At 67.4% G+C, this 15,837-nt stretch carries 16 protein-coding genes; 14 read left to right on the top strand and 2 right to left on the bottom strand.

All coding sequences use genetic code 11. The annotated features are described in order from the left end of the window. Positions 1–197 precede the first annotated feature (197 nt). The 3 genes from istA (GXP74_RS09105) to istB (GXP74_RS09095) are packed head-to-tail and all read left to right on the top strand — an operon-like array spanning position 198 to position 3,683. Positions 198–1,637 carry an IS21 family transposase gene (gene istA, locus GXP74_RS09105; protein ID WP_225447805.1) on the top strand — a complete coding sequence of 480 codons (1,440 nt, stop codon included), beginning with the start codon at positions 198–200 and terminating at the stop codon, positions 1,635–1,637. Further along, positions 1,567–2,916 (top strand): IS21 family transposase, encoded by a 1,350-nt coding sequence (gene istA / locus GXP74_RS09100; RefSeq protein ID WP_225447804.1) that lies wholly within the window; start codon positions 1,567–1,569, stop codon positions 2,914–2,916. The genes istA (GXP74_RS09105) and istA (GXP74_RS09100) overlap by 71 nt, the downstream gene beginning before the upstream one ends. Next, on the top strand, positions 2,913–3,683 hold the full coding sequence (gene istB, locus GXP74_RS09095) for an IS21-like element helper ATPase IstB (RefSeq protein ID WP_182449778.1): 771 nt from the start codon (positions 2,913–2,915) through the stop codon (positions 3,681–3,683). The genes istA (GXP74_RS09100) and istB (GXP74_RS09095) overlap by 4 nt, the downstream gene beginning before the upstream one ends. 59 nt (positions 3,684–3,742) lie before the next feature. Here istB (GXP74_RS09095) and GXP74_RS09090 read toward each other — a convergent pair whose 3' ends face one another. Further along, entirely contained in the window at positions 3,743–3,904 is a 162-nt protein-coding gene (locus GXP74_RS09090; protein ID WP_182449777.1) for a hypothetical protein, read from the bottom strand. A 34-nt stretch (positions 3,905–3,938) separates the two neighbouring features. Beyond that, positions 3,939–4,187: a hypothetical protein gene (locus tag GXP74_RS09085; protein ID WP_182449776.1), complete on the bottom strand. Its 249-nt coding sequence runs from the start codon at positions 4,185–4,187 to the stop codon at positions 3,939–3,941. 58 nt (positions 4,188–4,245) lie between these two features. On the opposite strand from GXP74_RS09085, the gene GXP74_RS09080 reads away from it, so the two are divergent. From GXP74_RS09080 to GXP74_RS09030, 11 genes are all read left to right on the top strand, one after another. After that, a complete protein-coding gene (locus GXP74_RS09080) occupies positions 4,246–4,392 on the top strand; it encodes a hypothetical protein (protein WP_182450906.1) in 147 nt (48 codons plus the stop codon). After that, positions 4,392–5,234 carry an IS21-like element helper ATPase IstB gene (gene istB / locus GXP74_RS09075; RefSeq protein ID WP_182449475.1) on the top strand — a complete coding sequence of 281 codons (843 nt, stop codon included), beginning with the start codon at positions 4,392–4,394 and terminating at the stop codon, positions 5,232–5,234. The genes GXP74_RS09080 and istB (GXP74_RS09075) overlap by 1 nt, the downstream gene beginning before the upstream one ends. Positions 5,235–5,953: 719 nt before the next feature. Then, positions 5,954–6,796 (top strand): hypothetical protein, encoded by an 843-nt coding sequence (locus GXP74_RS09070; protein ID WP_225447803.1) that lies wholly within the window; start codon positions 5,954–5,956, stop codon positions 6,794–6,796. A gap of 146 nt (positions 6,797–6,942) precedes the next feature. Beyond that, positions 6,943–7,575: a MarR family transcriptional regulator gene (locus GXP74_RS09065; RefSeq protein WP_182456309.1), complete on the top strand. Its 633-nt coding sequence runs from the start codon at positions 6,943–6,945 to the stop codon at positions 7,573–7,575. Beyond that, complete coding sequence (locus GXP74_RS09060) at positions 7,572–8,144, top strand: helix-turn-helix domain containing protein (protein ID WP_182450904.1); 573 nt, start codon at positions 7,572–7,574, stop codon at positions 8,142–8,144. The genes GXP74_RS09065 and GXP74_RS09060 overlap by 4 nt, the downstream gene beginning before the upstream one ends. 103 nt (positions 8,145–8,247) lie before the next feature. Further along, positions 8,248–8,892 (top strand): plasmid partition protein, encoded by a 645-nt coding sequence (locus GXP74_RS09055; RefSeq protein ID WP_182450903.1) that lies wholly within the window; start codon positions 8,248–8,250, stop codon positions 8,890–8,892. Beyond that, the gene (locus GXP74_RS09050; protein WP_182450901.1) at positions 8,889–10,097 is read left to right on the top strand and encodes a hypothetical protein; all 1,209 of its coding nucleotides are present in this window, start codon (positions 8,889–8,891) and stop codon (positions 10,095–10,097) included. Before GXP74_RS09055 ends, GXP74_RS09050 begins: the two co-directional genes overlap by 4 nt. A gap of 1,469 nt (positions 10,098–11,566) precedes the next feature. Next, entirely contained in the window at positions 11,567–11,788 is a 222-nt protein-coding gene (locus GXP74_RS09045) for a hypothetical protein (protein ID WP_182450899.1), read from the top strand. Between the two features lie 239 nt (positions 11,789–12,027). Beyond that, entirely contained in the window at positions 12,028–13,956 is a 1,929-nt protein-coding gene (locus tag GXP74_RS09040; RefSeq protein ID WP_182450897.1) for an ATP-dependent endonuclease, read from the top strand. 274 nt (positions 13,957–14,230) lie between these two features. Beyond that, entirely contained in the window at positions 14,231–14,980 is a 750-nt protein-coding gene (locus tag GXP74_RS09035) for a hypothetical protein (RefSeq protein WP_182450895.1), read from the top strand. A gap of 98 nt (positions 14,981–15,078) precedes the next feature. Continuing rightward, positions 15,079–15,795: a hypothetical protein gene (locus tag GXP74_RS09030; protein WP_182450893.1), complete on the top strand. Its 717-nt coding sequence runs from the start codon at positions 15,079–15,081 to the stop codon at positions 15,793–15,795. Positions 15,796–15,837: the final 42 nt, after the last annotated feature.

Below are 15,837 nucleotides of genomic sequence, written 5' to 3'. Positions count from 1 at the left end.
GCAATGGTCGAAAGGGGGTGATGTCACCGGATACCGGAGGCATCGGCACTGCTGATCAGGGGCACGAACGCCGATCCCTCCCAGAGTGTGTCGGCAACGGGTGAAATGGGGACCACGGACGGCGTATCAAAAGCGGGCCACTGGGTGATCTCTTGATCATTCTGACTTCATTGGGCTGGAGTCAGGAGGAAGAGAGGGTGATCCACGTGGAGGACTGGGCTGAGATTCGCCGGTTGCACCGGGCTGAGGGGTTGTCGGCCCGGGCGGTGGCCCGGCAGCTGGGGATTTCCAGGGGCACCGTGCTGCGGGCACTGGCCTCGGACCGGCCCCCGCAGTACCAGCGTCCGCTGAAGGGCTCGGCGGTGGACGCGGTCGAGCCCGCAGTCCGCGAGCTGCTCAGGCAGACCCCGACGATACCGGTGACCGTGATTGCGGAGCGGATCGGCTGGGAGCGCGGGCTGACGATCCTGCGTGAGCGGGTGCGTGAGCTGCGGCCGGCCTTCCTGCCGGTGGACCCGGTCTCGCGCACGGTCTACGAGCCCGGTGAGCTCGCGCAGTGCGACTTGTGGTTCCCCGCCGTCGACATCCCGCTGGGCTACGGCCAGTCGGGCCGCCCGCCGGTGCTGGTCATCGTGTCGGGCTACTCGCGGGTGATCACCGCCCGGATGCTGCCGTCGCGGCAGACCGGTGACCTGATCGACGGCCACTGGCGTCTGCTCGCCGACGGCTGGGCAGCGGTGCCCAAGATGCTGGTCTGGGACAACGAGGCCGGTGTCGGCAAGGGCAAGCTGACCAGCGAGTTCGCTGCGTTCGCGGGCCTGCTCGCGGTCAAGGTCCACCTCTGCCGGCCCCGGGACCCGGAAGCGAAAGGCCTGGTGGAGCGCGCGAACGGCTACCTGGAGACGAGCTTCGTGCCCGGCCGCACCTTCACCGGCCCCGACGACTTCAACACCCAGCTGAGCGCGTGGCTGCAGATCGCCAACCGGCGCCGGCACCGCTCCATCGACGCCCGCCCGGTGGACCGCTGGGAGGCCGACCGGGCCGCGATGCTGACCATCCCGCCGGTCACCCCACCGCACTGGTGGCGCTTCCACACCCGCATCGGCCGCGACCACTACATCCGCGTGGACACCAACGACTACTCCGTCCATCCCCGCGCGATCGGCAGGACGGTGATGGTCCGCACCGACAACGAGGAGATCACCGCCATCGCCGGCAACGACGTGGTGGCCCGCCATGCCCGCTGCTGGGCCAGGCACCAGTCGATCACCGACCCCGACCACGCCGCCGCGGCCCACGTCCTGCGCGGCGAGGTCATCCACCAAAAGGCCGCCCGAGCAGCCACCGCCCGCGCCGCGGCCCTGACCCCCGACAGCTGTCGGCGTACGAGCGAACATGCGCCACCTCGTACGGGTGATTGTGCTCCAGAAGTGATGCGGTGGCGGGGTGGTGTCCGCGAGTCTGCTGTTGTCCGTTCGGGTGGCAGAGGGGCGGCTGGCCGTGGTCTTGGACCCACATCGCTGGTTGGAGTTGAGGCGATTTCGCGCCCTGTACGAGTCGGGCGCGATGAGCCAGCGGCAGATCGCGAAGGAGACCGGGCTCAATCGCCGCACGGTCGCCAAGTACTTGTCGGGTGAGGTCCCGGCCGCGCCACCGCAACGGGAGTCCGGCGCCTTGCCCAGGCAACGGGCGGTGGATGAGGTCGCTCCGCTGATCGACGCGATGCTGCGGTCCGAGATCCTGCTCAAGGGAGCGGTGATCCACGAGCGACTGGCCCAGGAGTACGGGTTCGCCATCAACTACCAACGGGTCAAGATCTACTTGCAGGAGGCCCGGCCCCGGATCGCCGGGGAGCTCGGTATCAACCCCGGCGAGCTGGCGGGCCTGCACCGCCGGTTCGAGGTCGTGCCGGGCGCCCAGGCCCAGGTCGACTGGGGCGACGAGGGACGGATCCTGGCCCACGTCGGCATCCCGAAGGTCTACTCATTCCACATGACGCTGTCGTACTCACGGGACCCCTTCTGCTGCTTCACCACCAGCCAGGACCTGGCGACGTTCTTCGACTGCCACCGCCAGGCGTTCGCGCACTTCGGCGGAGTGCCGATGAGCATCGTCTACGACCGCACCAAGACCGTGGTCCGCCGACACGTCGCCCCGGGCGAAGCTGTCCCGCTCCACCCGGAGGCGGTGGCGTTCGCCGGGCACTACGACTTCGACATCGACGTGCTCGCCGCCTACCGCCCCCAGGGCAAGGGCCGGGTCGAGCGGCAGGTGGCCATCGTGCGCGACCACGTCCTGGCCGGCCGGGCGTTCTCCTCGACCGAGGAACTCGACGCCGCGTTCACCGCGTGGGTGCCGGTCCGGCGCGCGCGGGTGCACGGTACCCACGGCGAGGTCATCGGCCTGCGCGCGATCCGCGACCACGTGGCCTTGCGGCCGCTGCCCCGCGCACCCTATGTGGTCGCGCAGCGGCACCTGCGGCATGTCGGCAAGGATTGCCTGGTCGCCTTCGACGCCAACCTCTACTCGGTGCCCGCCCGCAAGGTCCGCCCGCGCCAACTGGTCGAGGTCCGGGTCACGAAGTTCCAGGTCATACTCCATTCCACTGTCCCCGACACCACTGGCGGCACCCTGCTGGCCGTGCACTCCAGGGCGGTGGGACGTGGTGCCCGCATCGTCGACGAGCGCCACTGGGACGGCCTGCCCACCGGGGAGGGCCGCCGCACCACGACCGGTGACGACCCCCGGCCCCGCCGCGGCCTCGCCCTGCGCGAGGAGGACGGTCCGCTGCGGGCACTGCTCAGTCGGGCCGCCGCTGCCCGCGTCGAGGTGGGCCGGCGACCGCTGTCCGTCTACGACGAGCTGACCGGCACCCGCCCGTTCACCACCCACCCGAGCGCAGAGGAACCCTGTTGAGCGAACTGGTCAGCAACCGCATCCGCACCATGGCCGGCAAGCTCGGCCTGCCCCACCTCGTGGAGAGCCTGAACGAGTACGCCAAGCGGGCGGACGAGGCGAAGATGGGCTACGTCGACTTCCTCGACCTGGTCCTGTCCGAGGAACTCGCGGTCCGCGACGACCGGCGGTTCCGCCAGGGACTGCGGCTGTCGAAGCTGCCGCACCACAAGACGATGGACGACTACGACTTCTCGTTCCAGCCCGAGCTCGACCCGCGCAAGGTCAAGGACCTGGCGACCCTCTCCTTCGTCGAGGCCAAGGCCAACGCCGCTCTGCTGGGCCCGCCCGGGGTCGGCAAGACCCACATTGCCGTTGCCCTCGCGGTCGCCGCCTGCCGGGCCGGCTACTCGATCTACTTCACCAGCCTCGACGACATGGTCCGCCACCTCAAGACCGCCGAGGCCACCGGCCAGCTGACCAGCAAGCTCCGCACCTACCTGCGGCCCAGCGTCCTCGTGGTCGATGAAGTGGGCTACCAGCCCCTGGAACGAGCCGAGGCGAACCTGGTCTTCCAGGTGATCTCCAAGCGCTACGAAAAGGGCTCGATCATCCTGACCTCGAACAAGACCTTCAGTGAGTGGGGACAGGTGTTCGGTGACGAGGTTCTGGCCACGGCCATCCTCGACCGGCTCCTGCACCACTGCGAAGTCATCGCGATCAACGGCAACAGCTACCGCCTCAAGAACCGCCTCCAAGCTATCGAGCGGGAGGCCGATGTCGCCTGAGCGGTTGATCAGTCTTCAAATTTCGGTTGCTGCCGGAGCCGTCGAACAGCTGCGGGCTGTCACTGGAGCGCAGAGGCCGCGTCGTCGCTCTGAGCCTGGTAGACGGTCACAGTCGTGGCCACAGCGTCGACTTCGATCGGTCCGGTGATCCTCAACCAGACCAGTTCGGGCAGGCCCTCGGAGCGATCGAGTCGGCCGAGCGCCTCGGTGGGCCAGGGCAACGGCAACTTCGGTAGGTGGATCAGGGAGATCCCGTCAATAAAGATGGGGGCCAGTTCGGGTTCCCCACGGGTGAACCGAGTAGAGATTGGACAGCGAGACCACCACATCGGGCTTCCACGGCCCCTTGCGCAGCCACACGTCCAGCGTGTTCTCCTTGCGGTCCTCGTTGGACTCGTCCAACGAGATGCGCTCGATGAAGTAGCTGATGCAGGACTCCAACGTGCACGCCGCATTCGTGCATCGGTTCTTGAAGGCGTCGGGTGCCCCATGTTCGTCGACCACGGCACGAGACTACGGTGAGCGGAACGGGCCATGAAAGCGACTTCGCTGACACGGGTCGGTGGCGCACACAACTCCGTACGCACTGGAGCACTCAGATCAGTACGCGGACAACAGCCTCGGCATCGACGTTGAACAACGCGAACTGGGCACCTACGACCGCATGTTCACCCTCATCGAGGGCGGCGCGGGCAAGGAGGACACCTGATGGCCCACACCACCACGACTACCGCAAACAACACCGGCGACAGGGCGAAAACGAACAGCCAGACCACCCGCACTGGTCGGCAGACCGCCGCCGACCTGGCCTTCCTCTCTCGCGCCATGAAAGCACCCGCCCTGCTGGACGCCGCTGAGCGGCTGGCCGAACGCGCCCAGACAGAGTCCTGGACCCACACCGAGTACCTGGTCGCATGCCTGCAACGCGAGGTCTCCGCCCGCGACTCCCACGGCGGCGAGGGCCGTATCCGCGCCGCCCGTTTCCCCGCCATCAAGACCATCGAGGAGCTCGACGTCACCCATCTGCGCGGCCTGACCCGCCAACAACTCTCCCACCTGGGAACATTGGACTTCATAGCGGCCAAGGAGAACGCCGTATTTCTGGGGCCGCCCGGGACCGGGAAGACACACCTGGCCACCGGCCTCGCGGTCAGGGCCTGCCAGGCGGGCCACCGGGTCGCGTTCGCCACCGCCGCCCAGTGGGTCGACCGCCTCGCCGCCGCCCACCAGGCCGGCCGCCTCCAGGACGAGCTGGTCCGGCTCGGCCGCTACCCGCTGATCGTGATCGACGAGGTCGGCTACATCCCCTTCGAGTCCGAGGCCGCGAACCTGTTCTTCCAGCTCATATCGAACAGATACGAAAGGGCCAGCGTGATCGTCACCAGCAACAAGCCCTTCGGACGCTGGGGAGAGACCTTCGGCGACGAGACCGTCGCCGCCGCCATGATCGACCGACTCGTCCACCACGCCGAGGTCCACTCCCTCAAAGGCGAGTCCTACCGCATGCGAGGCCGCGAACTCGGCCGCACCCCCACCACCGGCAACGACTGAACCCAACGAACGAGACCACACGATGGCCCACGATTGAACCGTTCAGACCGGCCCATTTTCAGCCGTTGCCGACAGAGTGAGGCAGGCTCTCCGCAACGTGGGTACCGTTACGCTGATCCCCCAGGTGAGGCGGGGAGCGAGAGCGCCACGTCCTTGACCTCTACGTCACCCAGCCGTCGCGGCGGGTCCAACAGGAACTCGAACACTGCCAGCCCCCGCGCCGACCCCTGCCAAAAAGGCCTGGCACGCAGCAGGGATCCGCAGGCCGCCAGATGATCGCCGGACGACGAGCCGGGAACCGCTGAACTGGGCTCTCGCCCAGATCGCGGTAACAGGCGGCGGACGAGTCGGCCTGTACGCCGGGTTTTTCCGAGCCACCTTCCTGACCTGCGCTTATGTGGTTCGGACCCTCTGTGACCAGCACGAAGCGGGTTGCAGAGGCAGTCAGAGGCAATCAGAGGCCGTCAGAGGCAATCACTCTGATCTGCACCCGATCTGCACCGGTCGATCAAGAGGCAGTCAGAGGCAATCACTCTGATGCATGAAGCCTCTAGCCCCGCCGCGACGGTGAGTCTGCCTCCGAGCATGCCAGCTCATACGAAAGCCCCCAGGACTGGAATCCTGGAGGCTTCGCTGGCACCGATTGGAGGTCGGTCCCGGACATCACCTGTGCTTAGCTGGCGAAGGTGGTGTCCACGTCCTTACGGGACATCACCAGAATGCCATACGGCGCCCCACAATCGCCCGACTCGCCCAGGGCCTCTCTGCCAACTTCGAGGCAGTCAGAGGCAATCAGAGGCAGTCACGCCACCCCTCTCGGCTTCGACCGGCTGCCGCCTGCAGCGGTTGATCTGATCCTGCTGGGTGACCTCACCGGCCGCTACGCGACCGGCAGCTACACCCGGCGGAACTCCAGCGGGGCCCTGGTCCTGCGCGAGGACCGCCAGGGCGTCGCGGACCACGGTCACCGGATCACCGCGGCCATCGCCTGCCACGTGGCCCGCGCCGGCGGAACCGCCGACCAGCTGACCCGGCTGCTGCTGCACCCTGACCACGAGGGCGGCCGGCACGCCCAGATCATCGAGCTTCGCTCCGGACAGGCCCGCACCCGCGCCTACGTCGAGCGGGTCTGGGCCAGCGCCAGCACCGAGGTCGCGGCGACCGTGGCCGTCGGGTCGCGCCACGGCGCGCACGAAGACCTGGTCGTCCTGCGCGAGCGGATCGAGACGACCTCCTGGCGGGGCGAGCGCGGGCGGACCGCGCTTCGCGTGCTGCGGGCCCACCTGAACTTCGCCGAGACCGCCGGCGGCCGCCTGCACGCCGCCAGCGAGCGGCAGGCCGCCGAGGAGGCCGGGATCTCCCGGCAGACCCTGCGCAACGCCTACGAAGCTGTCCTCAAGCCCGGTGGCTGGCTGCGCCGCCTGCGAGTCGGCCACGGCACCGAGGGCTCCACCTGGTACCTGGGCAACGGCCCCACTGCACCTTTGCCATCTCGTGTCGGTACCAGTCAGTACCCCCCGACGAGGCCCTTGGGGAGTGGTCCACCCCTGAGACCGAAGTGACTCCCGAGACCGAAGGTGAATCGCAGGCCGGTAACAGCCCAGCAGGGACCGTCGCCCAGGGGCCCGCCCGCCTTGCTCCGGGGCAGTGGTCCACTCCTGAGACAGGGGGTTCCCCGGACGTCGACTCCAGGGTCATCGGCCGGCTGATGGCAAACGACGCCTTCGCTCACCAGGGCCTGGGCAGCTCCGCCCTGATGGTCATCGGCGCCCTGCACGCCAACCCCGGACAGAGCGCCGCCGAGCTGGTCGCCTCCTCCTCGGTGTCCCGGGCAACGGTGTACCGGACGCTCGAACGGCTGCACGGCCACGGCCTGGTCCAACGGGACGGCTCCGTGTGGACGCTGACGCCCCGCGCCCTGGAGAGCATCAGAGTGCCCGCTGAGCAGGCTGTTACCGAGCCAGGACTCGGGTGGGACGGCCTTGCCGCGGCCTACGGAACCACCGGCGCCGCGGAAGCCCGCAAAGTCTTCCACGCAGCCGAACGCGCCGCATACCGGGCCGCACTCGAAGCCCGCACCGAGCACCGCACCCCCGCGCTGACGATCATCCGCGACGGCGACACCGTCCTGGTGCCCGCTCAGCGCGCCGACGAGGTACCCGACCACTGGCAGACCCCGGACGGAAGCGTCCTGGACCCGGTCACCCGCCGCCCCGTGCCCGGCTGGCGCGTCGCGACCGACGGCCGACTAATCCTGCACAGCCCCGGCGACCAGCTCACCTACGAGGAACTCGTCGCCGCCAACACCGTCGCCCTCGAATCCTGGGAGACCGCCGCATGACCCCCACACGGTCCACGACCTGGTCCGCAGCCCGCCAGCGGCAGGCACTGGACCTGTCCGCCCGCTACCTCAACGGCGCCAGCGTTCCCGAACTCGCCCGCGCCAGCGGCCTGTCGAAAGGAACGGTCCTCAACCGGCTGCACGCGGTCGACACCCCGATGCGGACCCCGCAGCAGACCCGACTTCTGCAAGCCGACCCCAAGGAGGCCGCCGCCCGCCAGCAGCTCGCCGACGCGATGGGCCGCTGGTACGAGTCGGGTACCTCCGTTCCCGCCTTGGCAGCGGTCTTCGAGTGCTCCCAGCGCACGGTTCGGCGGCGGCTTGTCCAGGCCGGAACCGCCCTGCGTGCCCCTGGCCAGACTCGGGTGCTTGGCACCGACGGGCAGGCCCGCCGGAAGCTGATGCGCTCGCTTCGGGATCGCTACGAGGCAGGAACGTCGGTACCCCTGCTGGCGGCTGGCTGCGGCTACTCGACCAGCACGGTCTACCGCCTGCTGCACCAGGCCGGGACCACGATGCGGCCTCGAAGCCAGCCGAACCCCGGCACCGCAGGAGACCGGTCCCCATGAGTCCAGATGACCGAATCCCGCTGCCCTACGGCCCGCAGACGGTTCCGACCGCGCACACCGGCCGCAGTGCTTAGACCCCACCGAACACGATCGGACCTACACCATGATCATCGCTCACATCAGCCCTCGTACCGGCGGCAAGACGACCTCCGCCGGATGGCAGGCCCACGCGCTGCACGAGCGCGGCTACGACGTCCAGGCGTTCGAGGCCGACTACAGCGGGCAGTTCGCCGAGTGGGACGCCCGCGCTGGCGGGTTCCCCTTCCCCGTGCAGCAGCAAGCCTCCCCGATGTTCCACAAGAACGTCCCGCCCACGCTGCTCATCGGGCAGATCGGCGTCGTGGACTGCGGACACGCCGAGGACCACCGCGCCATCGTCCAGTCCGTCCTGCGCGTCGCGGACCTCGCCATCCTGAACGCCGCCCCGACTACCGCTGACATCGACCGCATAGAGCGCCTGCCCATGCGCGCCCTGATCGACGGCATCGCCACCTTGCGCCCCGACGACACCCCGCCGCCCACCTGGGTCCTGCTCAACCGCACCGGCAACGGCGTCAAGGCCACCAAGCAGTACAAGGACTACCTGCGGGACAACGGCTGGAACGTCTTCACCACCACCATCCCTCAGACCCAGCTCTACGCCCAGTCTGTGCTCCTTCCGGTCACCGCGCGCGGGTCGGCCTACGACGAGCTCACCACCGAGATGCTCAGCCGCGGCCTCCTGCCCCAGATCGAGGTGACCCTGTGAGCGCCGACCGCACTGCCGCCCTGCGCGCCCGCAGCCAGGAACAGCAGAATCTGCCCGCCGACGGACAAGCCGCAGTGCGCCTGACCGCGCGTCCCGCCGACCTGGTGGTCACCTCCGACATGATCCCCGCCCCCGTCGAGGTCGAGGCCACCGGCCAGCTCACCACGGACGAATTCGACTCCCTGGGCACGTGCGAGCGAGCCGTGGAGAACCTGGGCACCGCGACCTGGCTTGCGGGCAAGGCCCTGCAAACCATCCGCGACTGCAAGCTCTACCGCCATAGTCACCGCACATTCGAGGACTACATCACGGAGCGCTGGGAGATCGGTGAGCGCACCGCCTACCAGATGATCCAGGAGTGGCCGCTGGCCGAGCGCCTGAACCAGGCCCTGGGCAAACCCGCGACCGCCTCCCACACCCGCGCCCTGCTGCCCGTCGTCGCACGGTTCGGGCAGGACGGCCTGGACGCGGCCACCGGCCTGTACGAAGAACTGCGCGACCGCGCGCAGACCGAAGGCGTCAGCGTGACCGCAACCCTCACCGGCCAGGTCGTCAAAGCCGTCCTCAAGAACGCGTCCAAGCAGACCGAGGCCACCGAATTCCGCGCCGCCGCGCGACAGCTGATGGCAGCAGACTCCCTGCCACCAGCAATCGCCAAGGGGCCTGCCCCGACCCCGGCGAACGCTGCGCGTCCCGACGACGAAACACACCGGGCCCTGGGGCAGCCGGATCCGAACCTGCGAAATTTCGCAGGAAACCAGGAGGCGGTAACAGCTCCAGTGACCATCCCCGCCGCACTTCCGGACCCCTCGTTCACCCGCGTCATGAGTGCGGACCATCCGGTGATGGCCGCCCCGCCGCAGCCGAGCAACGTGGTTGTGCCTGTGCAGAACCTGCGAAATTTCGCAGAAGATCACGGAATGGCAACAGTCTCGGTCTGCACCGCCCCGGAAGTGACCGCCGCCGCACCGCCGCCGGCCGCCGATGTGCCACCCCGGGCCGTAGACGTCCTGGGGGATGTCCTGCAACGCGTGCAGAAGATCCGACGGATCCTCAGCACGGAGGTGAGCGCTCCCTCGACACCGGAGGAAGCCGATCAGTTCTGCCGACTGGTGGACGAGATTGTGCGCCGGCTCCACCTCGCAGCCGACGGCGCCCCGCCCTGCCATGCGGCCGACCACCCCGACCGCCGCAGCTGCTCTTGACCCCTCCGGTGCCTGCCTGTCTCACCACGAGACAGCCAGGCACCGGCCTCCTGAGCGCTAAGCAGACCTGCACAGTTATCCGGCCCTCTTCGACCGGAGCGCTCGTCCGCATCCCCTCACTGCTCTGCAGGAGTCGGCTGAACGACCCGGCCGTCGTCACGCGCTTCGAGACGACGCGCTACACCAGGGGCGACCAACAGTGTTGGCCATGGCTCAACGCCGTCAGCTCCACCGGACACGGGTCCCTCCGGGCCGCGAGGCTACCTGGGGCATCCCGACGTGGCACGGTCCCAGCTCACCTGTTCGCCTCCCTCGTCAACGGAGTCGTACCTCGGCTCGGCTGGTCTGGCACCGAGGACCAGCCCTTTGCCACCGAGTGGGCACAGCGGCATCGCGCCCCCCGGGGCCCACTCGCCGACATACGAGGTGCTGCCGGCCGTACCCGCGCAATCGCCGCCGCCGAACCGGGATAGCCCTTGGAGAAGCATCCGAGCTCATCGACGAACGGATCCGGCTTCGGCTGGCGGACCAAGGTCACGCTTCGCTCCGAGACCCTGCGCGAGTGGGTGGAGCACTTCGTGACCTGGGCCTCGCAGTTGGCCCACAACCTGGACCGCCCGCGAGGCCATCCCACCGGACCCACACGGCGCGATCGGCACAGGCCGCTTCCGCCGGACCCTGTCCTGGCACATCGCCCGTCGGCCCGGAGGGCTGATCGCCCTCGCGATTCAGTACGGCCATATGCGCGCCGCCGTCAGCGCCGGCTATGCCACCCGCAGCCGCGACGGCATCCACGACCTGCTTGACATCGAGATCGCCAGATCAACCGCTGACACTTTCGCGACCCTCGCCGCCGACTAGGCCGCCGACGGCGGGATCTCCGGACCGGCCGCCCGGCGCGCCATTCTCGCCGCCAGCCAGGTCCCCACCTTCGATGGCGTCCTGTTCACCGCCCGACAGGCCCGCAACCTCCTGACCAACCCCACCCTGGCCGTTCACGACAACCCGAATACTTTCCTGACATGCGTCTATAACCCCGACAAGGCACTCTGCCGACTCCGGGCAAGCCAGGGCACCCCCAGTCTTGAGCGCCGCGCGTCGACCTGCGCGAACATCGCCCGGACCGACCAACACACGCGGCCGAACTCACCCTCAATGCCGACGAACTCGTCCCCGGCCCCTTGGCCGAGCGGCTTCGGGACCACGCGGCGGGCCTGCGCGACCTCACGAACAAGCACTACCGCGAACGAATCACCCTCACGAAGGACCCCGCGTGAGTCCCGCAGCCGATGAACGAGACCGCATCCGCGCGGCCATGGACCGTATCCTCGGCGGACCCCCGCAGCGGTCGAACGGAGCCCTGACCATCGTCGCCCTCGCCATGGATGCCGACGGCCTCCCAACGCCCTCACCCAGCGGCACCTGGACCTCAAGAACGAGTTCTACGAGAAGATCCGGCCTGCGGCGAGATGTCCGACAGCGAAAAGCAACTCCGCAGGCAGCTGGTCAAGGCCAAGGAACCCCGAGCCGAGGCGCTGCGGGAGATCGACCGACTCAAGGCCGACAGCGAAGCACTCGTCGGCGCACTGCACCAAGTCGTGGTGGAGAAACCAACAGCTCAGGCACCGGCTGGCGGACAGGCCGAGCAACCTTCCGTGCTGCCCACACAGCCTCGACCAGCGGGCCGGTGATGGGCGGCCGGGGACAGTATTGCGTGGGCTTGTCGGTGGGGGCAGCTACCCTCTGAAGTAGCTCAAAAGAGGACCCCGGTGGCGTCGAGGTCGACGGGCACCGGGGTCTCCTGATTGGCATCTGGACCATACCTCGAACACAGCGCCGAAGGCACCCAGTGCCACTTCGTTGTGATCATTGCCTCTCGATCTGGCACGCCGGGCCGCCTCGCAGACAACGAGGAAGGACTCCAGGCAAAGTGCAACTGATCAAAGCCCGCATCACCGACTACAGGTCCGTCGAGGACTCCGGCATATTCGACGTCGAGAAGGACGTCACCTGCCTCGTCGGGAAGAACGAGTCGGGCAAGACGACCCTTCTCCAAGCGCTCTTCCGGGTCAACCCTGTGGAGCGGGCCGCCTTCGACGAGGTGGTGGACTTCCCCGCCCGCAAGACCCGGGAGCGCAAGCAGCTCCCGGTCGGCAAGAAGATCCCGGTGGTTCGCGCGACGTTCCGCCTCGACGACTCCCAGATGAATGCCATCGAGGATGAATTCGGCCCGCAGGCCATGACGAGCCGCGAGTTCGATGTCGTCATCGGCTACCGGGACGACTCCAAGACTTTCAGCCTCCCCTACGACGAGGCAGCGATCGTCGATCACTTGCGCTCCGCCCTTGACCTCCCGGCCGCGGTCACCAAGGCCATTCAGGGTGAGACCACGATCGCTGACCTCCTCGACGCCCTCGACGAGCTGGAAGAGCCGCCGTCCAACGCGACCGCACTGGCGGCCCGCATCCGGAGCTGGCGCAACAGCAGCCTTGGGTTTCACATGATCGACCAGTATGCGCTCCCGTCCATGCCGAAGTTCGTCTACTTCTCGGACTACGACACGATGCCGGGCAAGGTTGCACTGCCCGACCTGATCCGGCGGCGCGACTCGGGGGAACTCAAGCGCGGCGAGCTGGCTCTGCTGAGCCTGCTGGACATCGCGGGGGTCTCACCGGAGGAGTTCAAGGACTCCGACCAGCACGAACGGCTTCTCCGCGAGCTGGAGAACTCCGGCAACGTCATTTCGGACGAGGTGTTCGAGTACTGGTCGCAGAACACCGAACTCGAAGTCCAGCTGAAGGTCCTGCCCCCCGAGGCCGGGGCCCTGCCGCCCTTCGATGTTGGTCCGATCCTCCAGATCCGCGTCTTCAACCGTCGGCACCGCGCCTCGGTGCCCTTCGATGACCGGTCCCGCGGGTTCGTCTGGTTCTTCTCCTTCCTCGCCTACTTCAACGAGCTGGAAGCGGCCGGCACCACGGACCTGATCCTCCTCCTGGACGAGCCGGGCCTGTCCCTCCACGGCCGCGCCCAGAAGGACCTGCTCCGGCTGATTGACGAGCGGCTGGCCCCGAAGCACCAAGTCCTCTACACGACCCACTCGCCCTTCATGGTCGACCCCGAGAACCTCCAGCGGGTCCGGACGGTCATTGATATGGAGCGCGGGGGCGCGAAGATCTCTTCGGAGATCTTCAAGGCCGACGAGGACACCGCCTTCCCCTTGCTGGCCGCGATGGGCATTGAGATGACCCAGACGCTGTTCGTCGGTGAGCACGCGCTCCTCCTCGAAGGCCCGAGCGATCTGATCTACCTGGACGTCCTCACGGATGTCACTGAGGCGAACAACTCCACCGGCCTCGATCCCCGTTGGGTGAAGACCCCTATCGGAGGCTCCGGAAAGCTGTCCACCTTCGTGACCCTCCTCGGCGCTAACAAGCTGAATGTCGCGGTCCTTGTCGACTCCAGCAGCAAGGACGTCGGGGCCGTCCAGCGCCTCCGGGACAACAACCAGCTCGCCAGGAACGGACTCGTCGAGATCAGCGAGTTCACCACCACAGCCGACGCGGACATCGAGGACCTGTTCGAGCGGGACTTCTACCTCGACCTCGTCAACCGCGCTTACGCCTCCGAGCTCACCACTCCGATCAGCATCACTGACCTCAACGCCAAGGACCCCCGCGTCGTTCGGCAGATCGAGGCGGTGTTCAAGCAGCGGAAGATCGCCACACGGTTCAACCACTACAAGCCGGCCGCGGTCCTCCTCCGTGAGCAGGCATCCCTTGCGCCGCTCATCAACGCGGTCACCATCACGCGAGCCGACCAGCTGTTCACTCGGCTCAACTCCCTTCTTCCCAAGCGTTAAGCCGAGGCTGCCCAGTGTCGCCCTGGCCAGCGTTCTCCCCTCTCATTCCAGCTGGTACCGGTTACGGCAGACCAGCACCGCACCACAAGATCTTGTTACAAGCTCGAAGAACTTCTTGGACGGTGCTTCACCAGTGACACCTGGGTAGAACCCAGGCCGCCAACTCCCATGTGGAGTTGGCGGCCTGGGTCGCGTTAGGGGTGAAGTCGAGGAGCCGAGAGCCTACCGGTTGGGTGATGTCCCATCGATTGCTGTTGAGATCTATGCTGCCGTCATGACGCGGCGACAGACCTCCAGGTATCCTCAGCAGCCCCCGCGGGACCCAAGCGATCTCGGGCCAGTTTGGAGGGGCCTGCTCGCTCTTGTCGGAATCGCCACGCTGGCGTTCGGGACGCTCGCAGTCTTTCGCACCAAAGCGGAGGCAGGGCCAACAGCCCTTATTGCCATCGGCGCTGTGATGCTGGTGATTGCGGCTGGCGGCAGGGCGGTCACCCACTTCGAAGTCGGCAACGCCAAGGTGGACATGGAGACGAGAGAGAAGGCGCAAGACAGCATCTTGGCTTCGGCGGGCAGCGACTCGCATGAGACTGCCTTGGCAAGAATCGAAACGGCATCGATCTTCGACCCTGGGGTCCTGAGCGAGCCCAAGGTTGCCGCGTACGCGTTCGAGATCTATGAGGGCGAGGCCAAGGATGCGCTTGAGGCCGCCCTACCTGAAGGATTCAGTCTGATCGATCCGGCGAATCTAGATTTGGCCGGCCCCTTCCCTTATGAGTTGCTCATTGTCGGTCCGGGTGTGTCCGGGCTCGTTGTGGAGATCGACCTCGCGCCGAATGGTTCAGCCCATCCCCGCAAGGGCTCCCACGTCGACGAGATGCTGATCGTATGTCCCGAGATGCCGCCTCGGACGCGCCGGACTTCAGATGCGCGGATTTCGTGGGCTGTGTGGAACGGACCGGCCGACGACGAGCGACTCAAGGCTTCAGTGCACAAGGCGCTTGGACTTCCTACGCCCAGGTCGTGACTGGCTGTCAGCTGTCTTGTTTCCCTTGAGTGCCCGGCCGGCCTCTAAGCTCGTTCGCGAGCTGCGATCATGGCTGACTCATCACAACTAGGAGCGGCATGGTTGGCAGCGGGCACACCTTCATCGAACTCACCGCGCTGCCCTCCAAGCCACGGGGCAAAGCGATCAACCCCGCATGGCGCTACCTAGTCGGCGCCCACGCCACTGTTCAGGGCGTTTTCGACGGCCTTACCGTCGTCCGGGCAAGCAAGGCGAAAGAAGACGCTCGCGGCCGACTCGGGCGAGACGAGGCGGACCTGTTGCGGGCCGCGATCGTCTTCACCTCCAGCGGCATCGACGCCTGTTGCAAGCGTCTGCTCCGGGACTCCGTCCCGTTGCTGATCAACGGCAACACCAGTGCCGCACGTAAGTTCGATGACTATGTGAAGCAGGAGCTTGCCGAGGGGCCGTCAGCTGCCATGTCTGCCGCGATTCGCAGCCTGAAGCCGCGCGAGGAGATGGTCCGGCTGTACGTTGCTGCGCGCACCAAGGCCAGCTTTCAGGGGAGCGACGATCTGAAGTCCCGCCTGCGGGACACTCTCGGGATCAGCAATACCCAACTGCCAACAGCCAAGCTCAAAACCCTGGACGACTTCTTTGTCGCGCGCAACGCCATCGTGCATGACCTTGACTACGTCAACCCGAGTGGGACTGGGTCCGACCGGCATGTGCGGAGCCTCGACGGGGTGCAGACACAATGCGACTCGGCCCTTGTCCTGGTCGCGGAGTTCATCGCCGAGGCGGCGGTGAACATTCGGGCTCTACCGAAGAGCTAAGCCCGGTCGCCGGAGGTATGCCACAGCTTCGGTATCACCGAA

This window comes from Streptacidiphilus sp. P02-A3a (genome assembly GCF_014084105.1).
Taxonomy (GTDB): domain Bacteria; phylum Actinomycetota; class Actinomycetes; order Streptomycetales; family Streptomycetaceae; genus Streptacidiphilus.
Note: the sequence above shows the minus strand (reverse complement) of the source record. Positions and strands in the feature narration are given on the sequence as shown.

Excerpts from the sequence above, each read along its gene's own strand:
- GXP74_RS09060 (WP_182450904.1), top strand. The coding sequence starts at position 7,572 with ATGACCCCCACACGGTCCACGACCTGGTCCGCAGCCCGCCAGCGGCAG.
- GXP74_RS09065 (WP_182456309.1), top strand. The coding sequence starts at position 6,943 with ATGGCAAACGACGCCTTCGCTCACCAGGGCCTGGGCAGCTCCGCCCTG.
- GXP74_RS09055 (WP_182450903.1), top strand. The coding sequence starts at position 8,248 with ATGATCATCGCTCACATCAGCCCTCGTACCGGCGGCAAGACGACCTCC.
- GXP74_RS09035 (WP_182450895.1), top strand. The coding sequence starts at position 14,231 with ATGACGCGGCGACAGACCTCCAGGTATCCTCAGCAGCCCCCGCGGGAC.
- GXP74_RS09030 (WP_182450893.1), top strand. The coding sequence starts at position 15,079 with ATGGTTGGCAGCGGGCACACCTTCATCGAACTCACCGCGCTGCCCTCC.
- GXP74_RS09045 (WP_182450899.1), top strand. The coding sequence starts at position 11,567 with ATGTCCGACAGCGAAAAGCAACTCCGCAGGCAGCTGGTCAAGGCCAAG.
- istB (WP_182449475.1), top strand. The coding sequence starts at position 4,392 with ATGGCCCACACCACCACGACTACCGCAAACAACACCGGCGACAGGGCG.
- istA (WP_225447804.1), top strand. The coding sequence starts at position 1,567 with ATGAGCCAGCGGCAGATCGCGAAGGAGACCGGGCTCAATCGCCGCACG.
- GXP74_RS09070 (WP_225447803.1), top strand. The coding sequence starts at position 5,954 with ATGCCATACGGCGCCCCACAATCGCCCGACTCGCCCAGGGCCTCTCTG.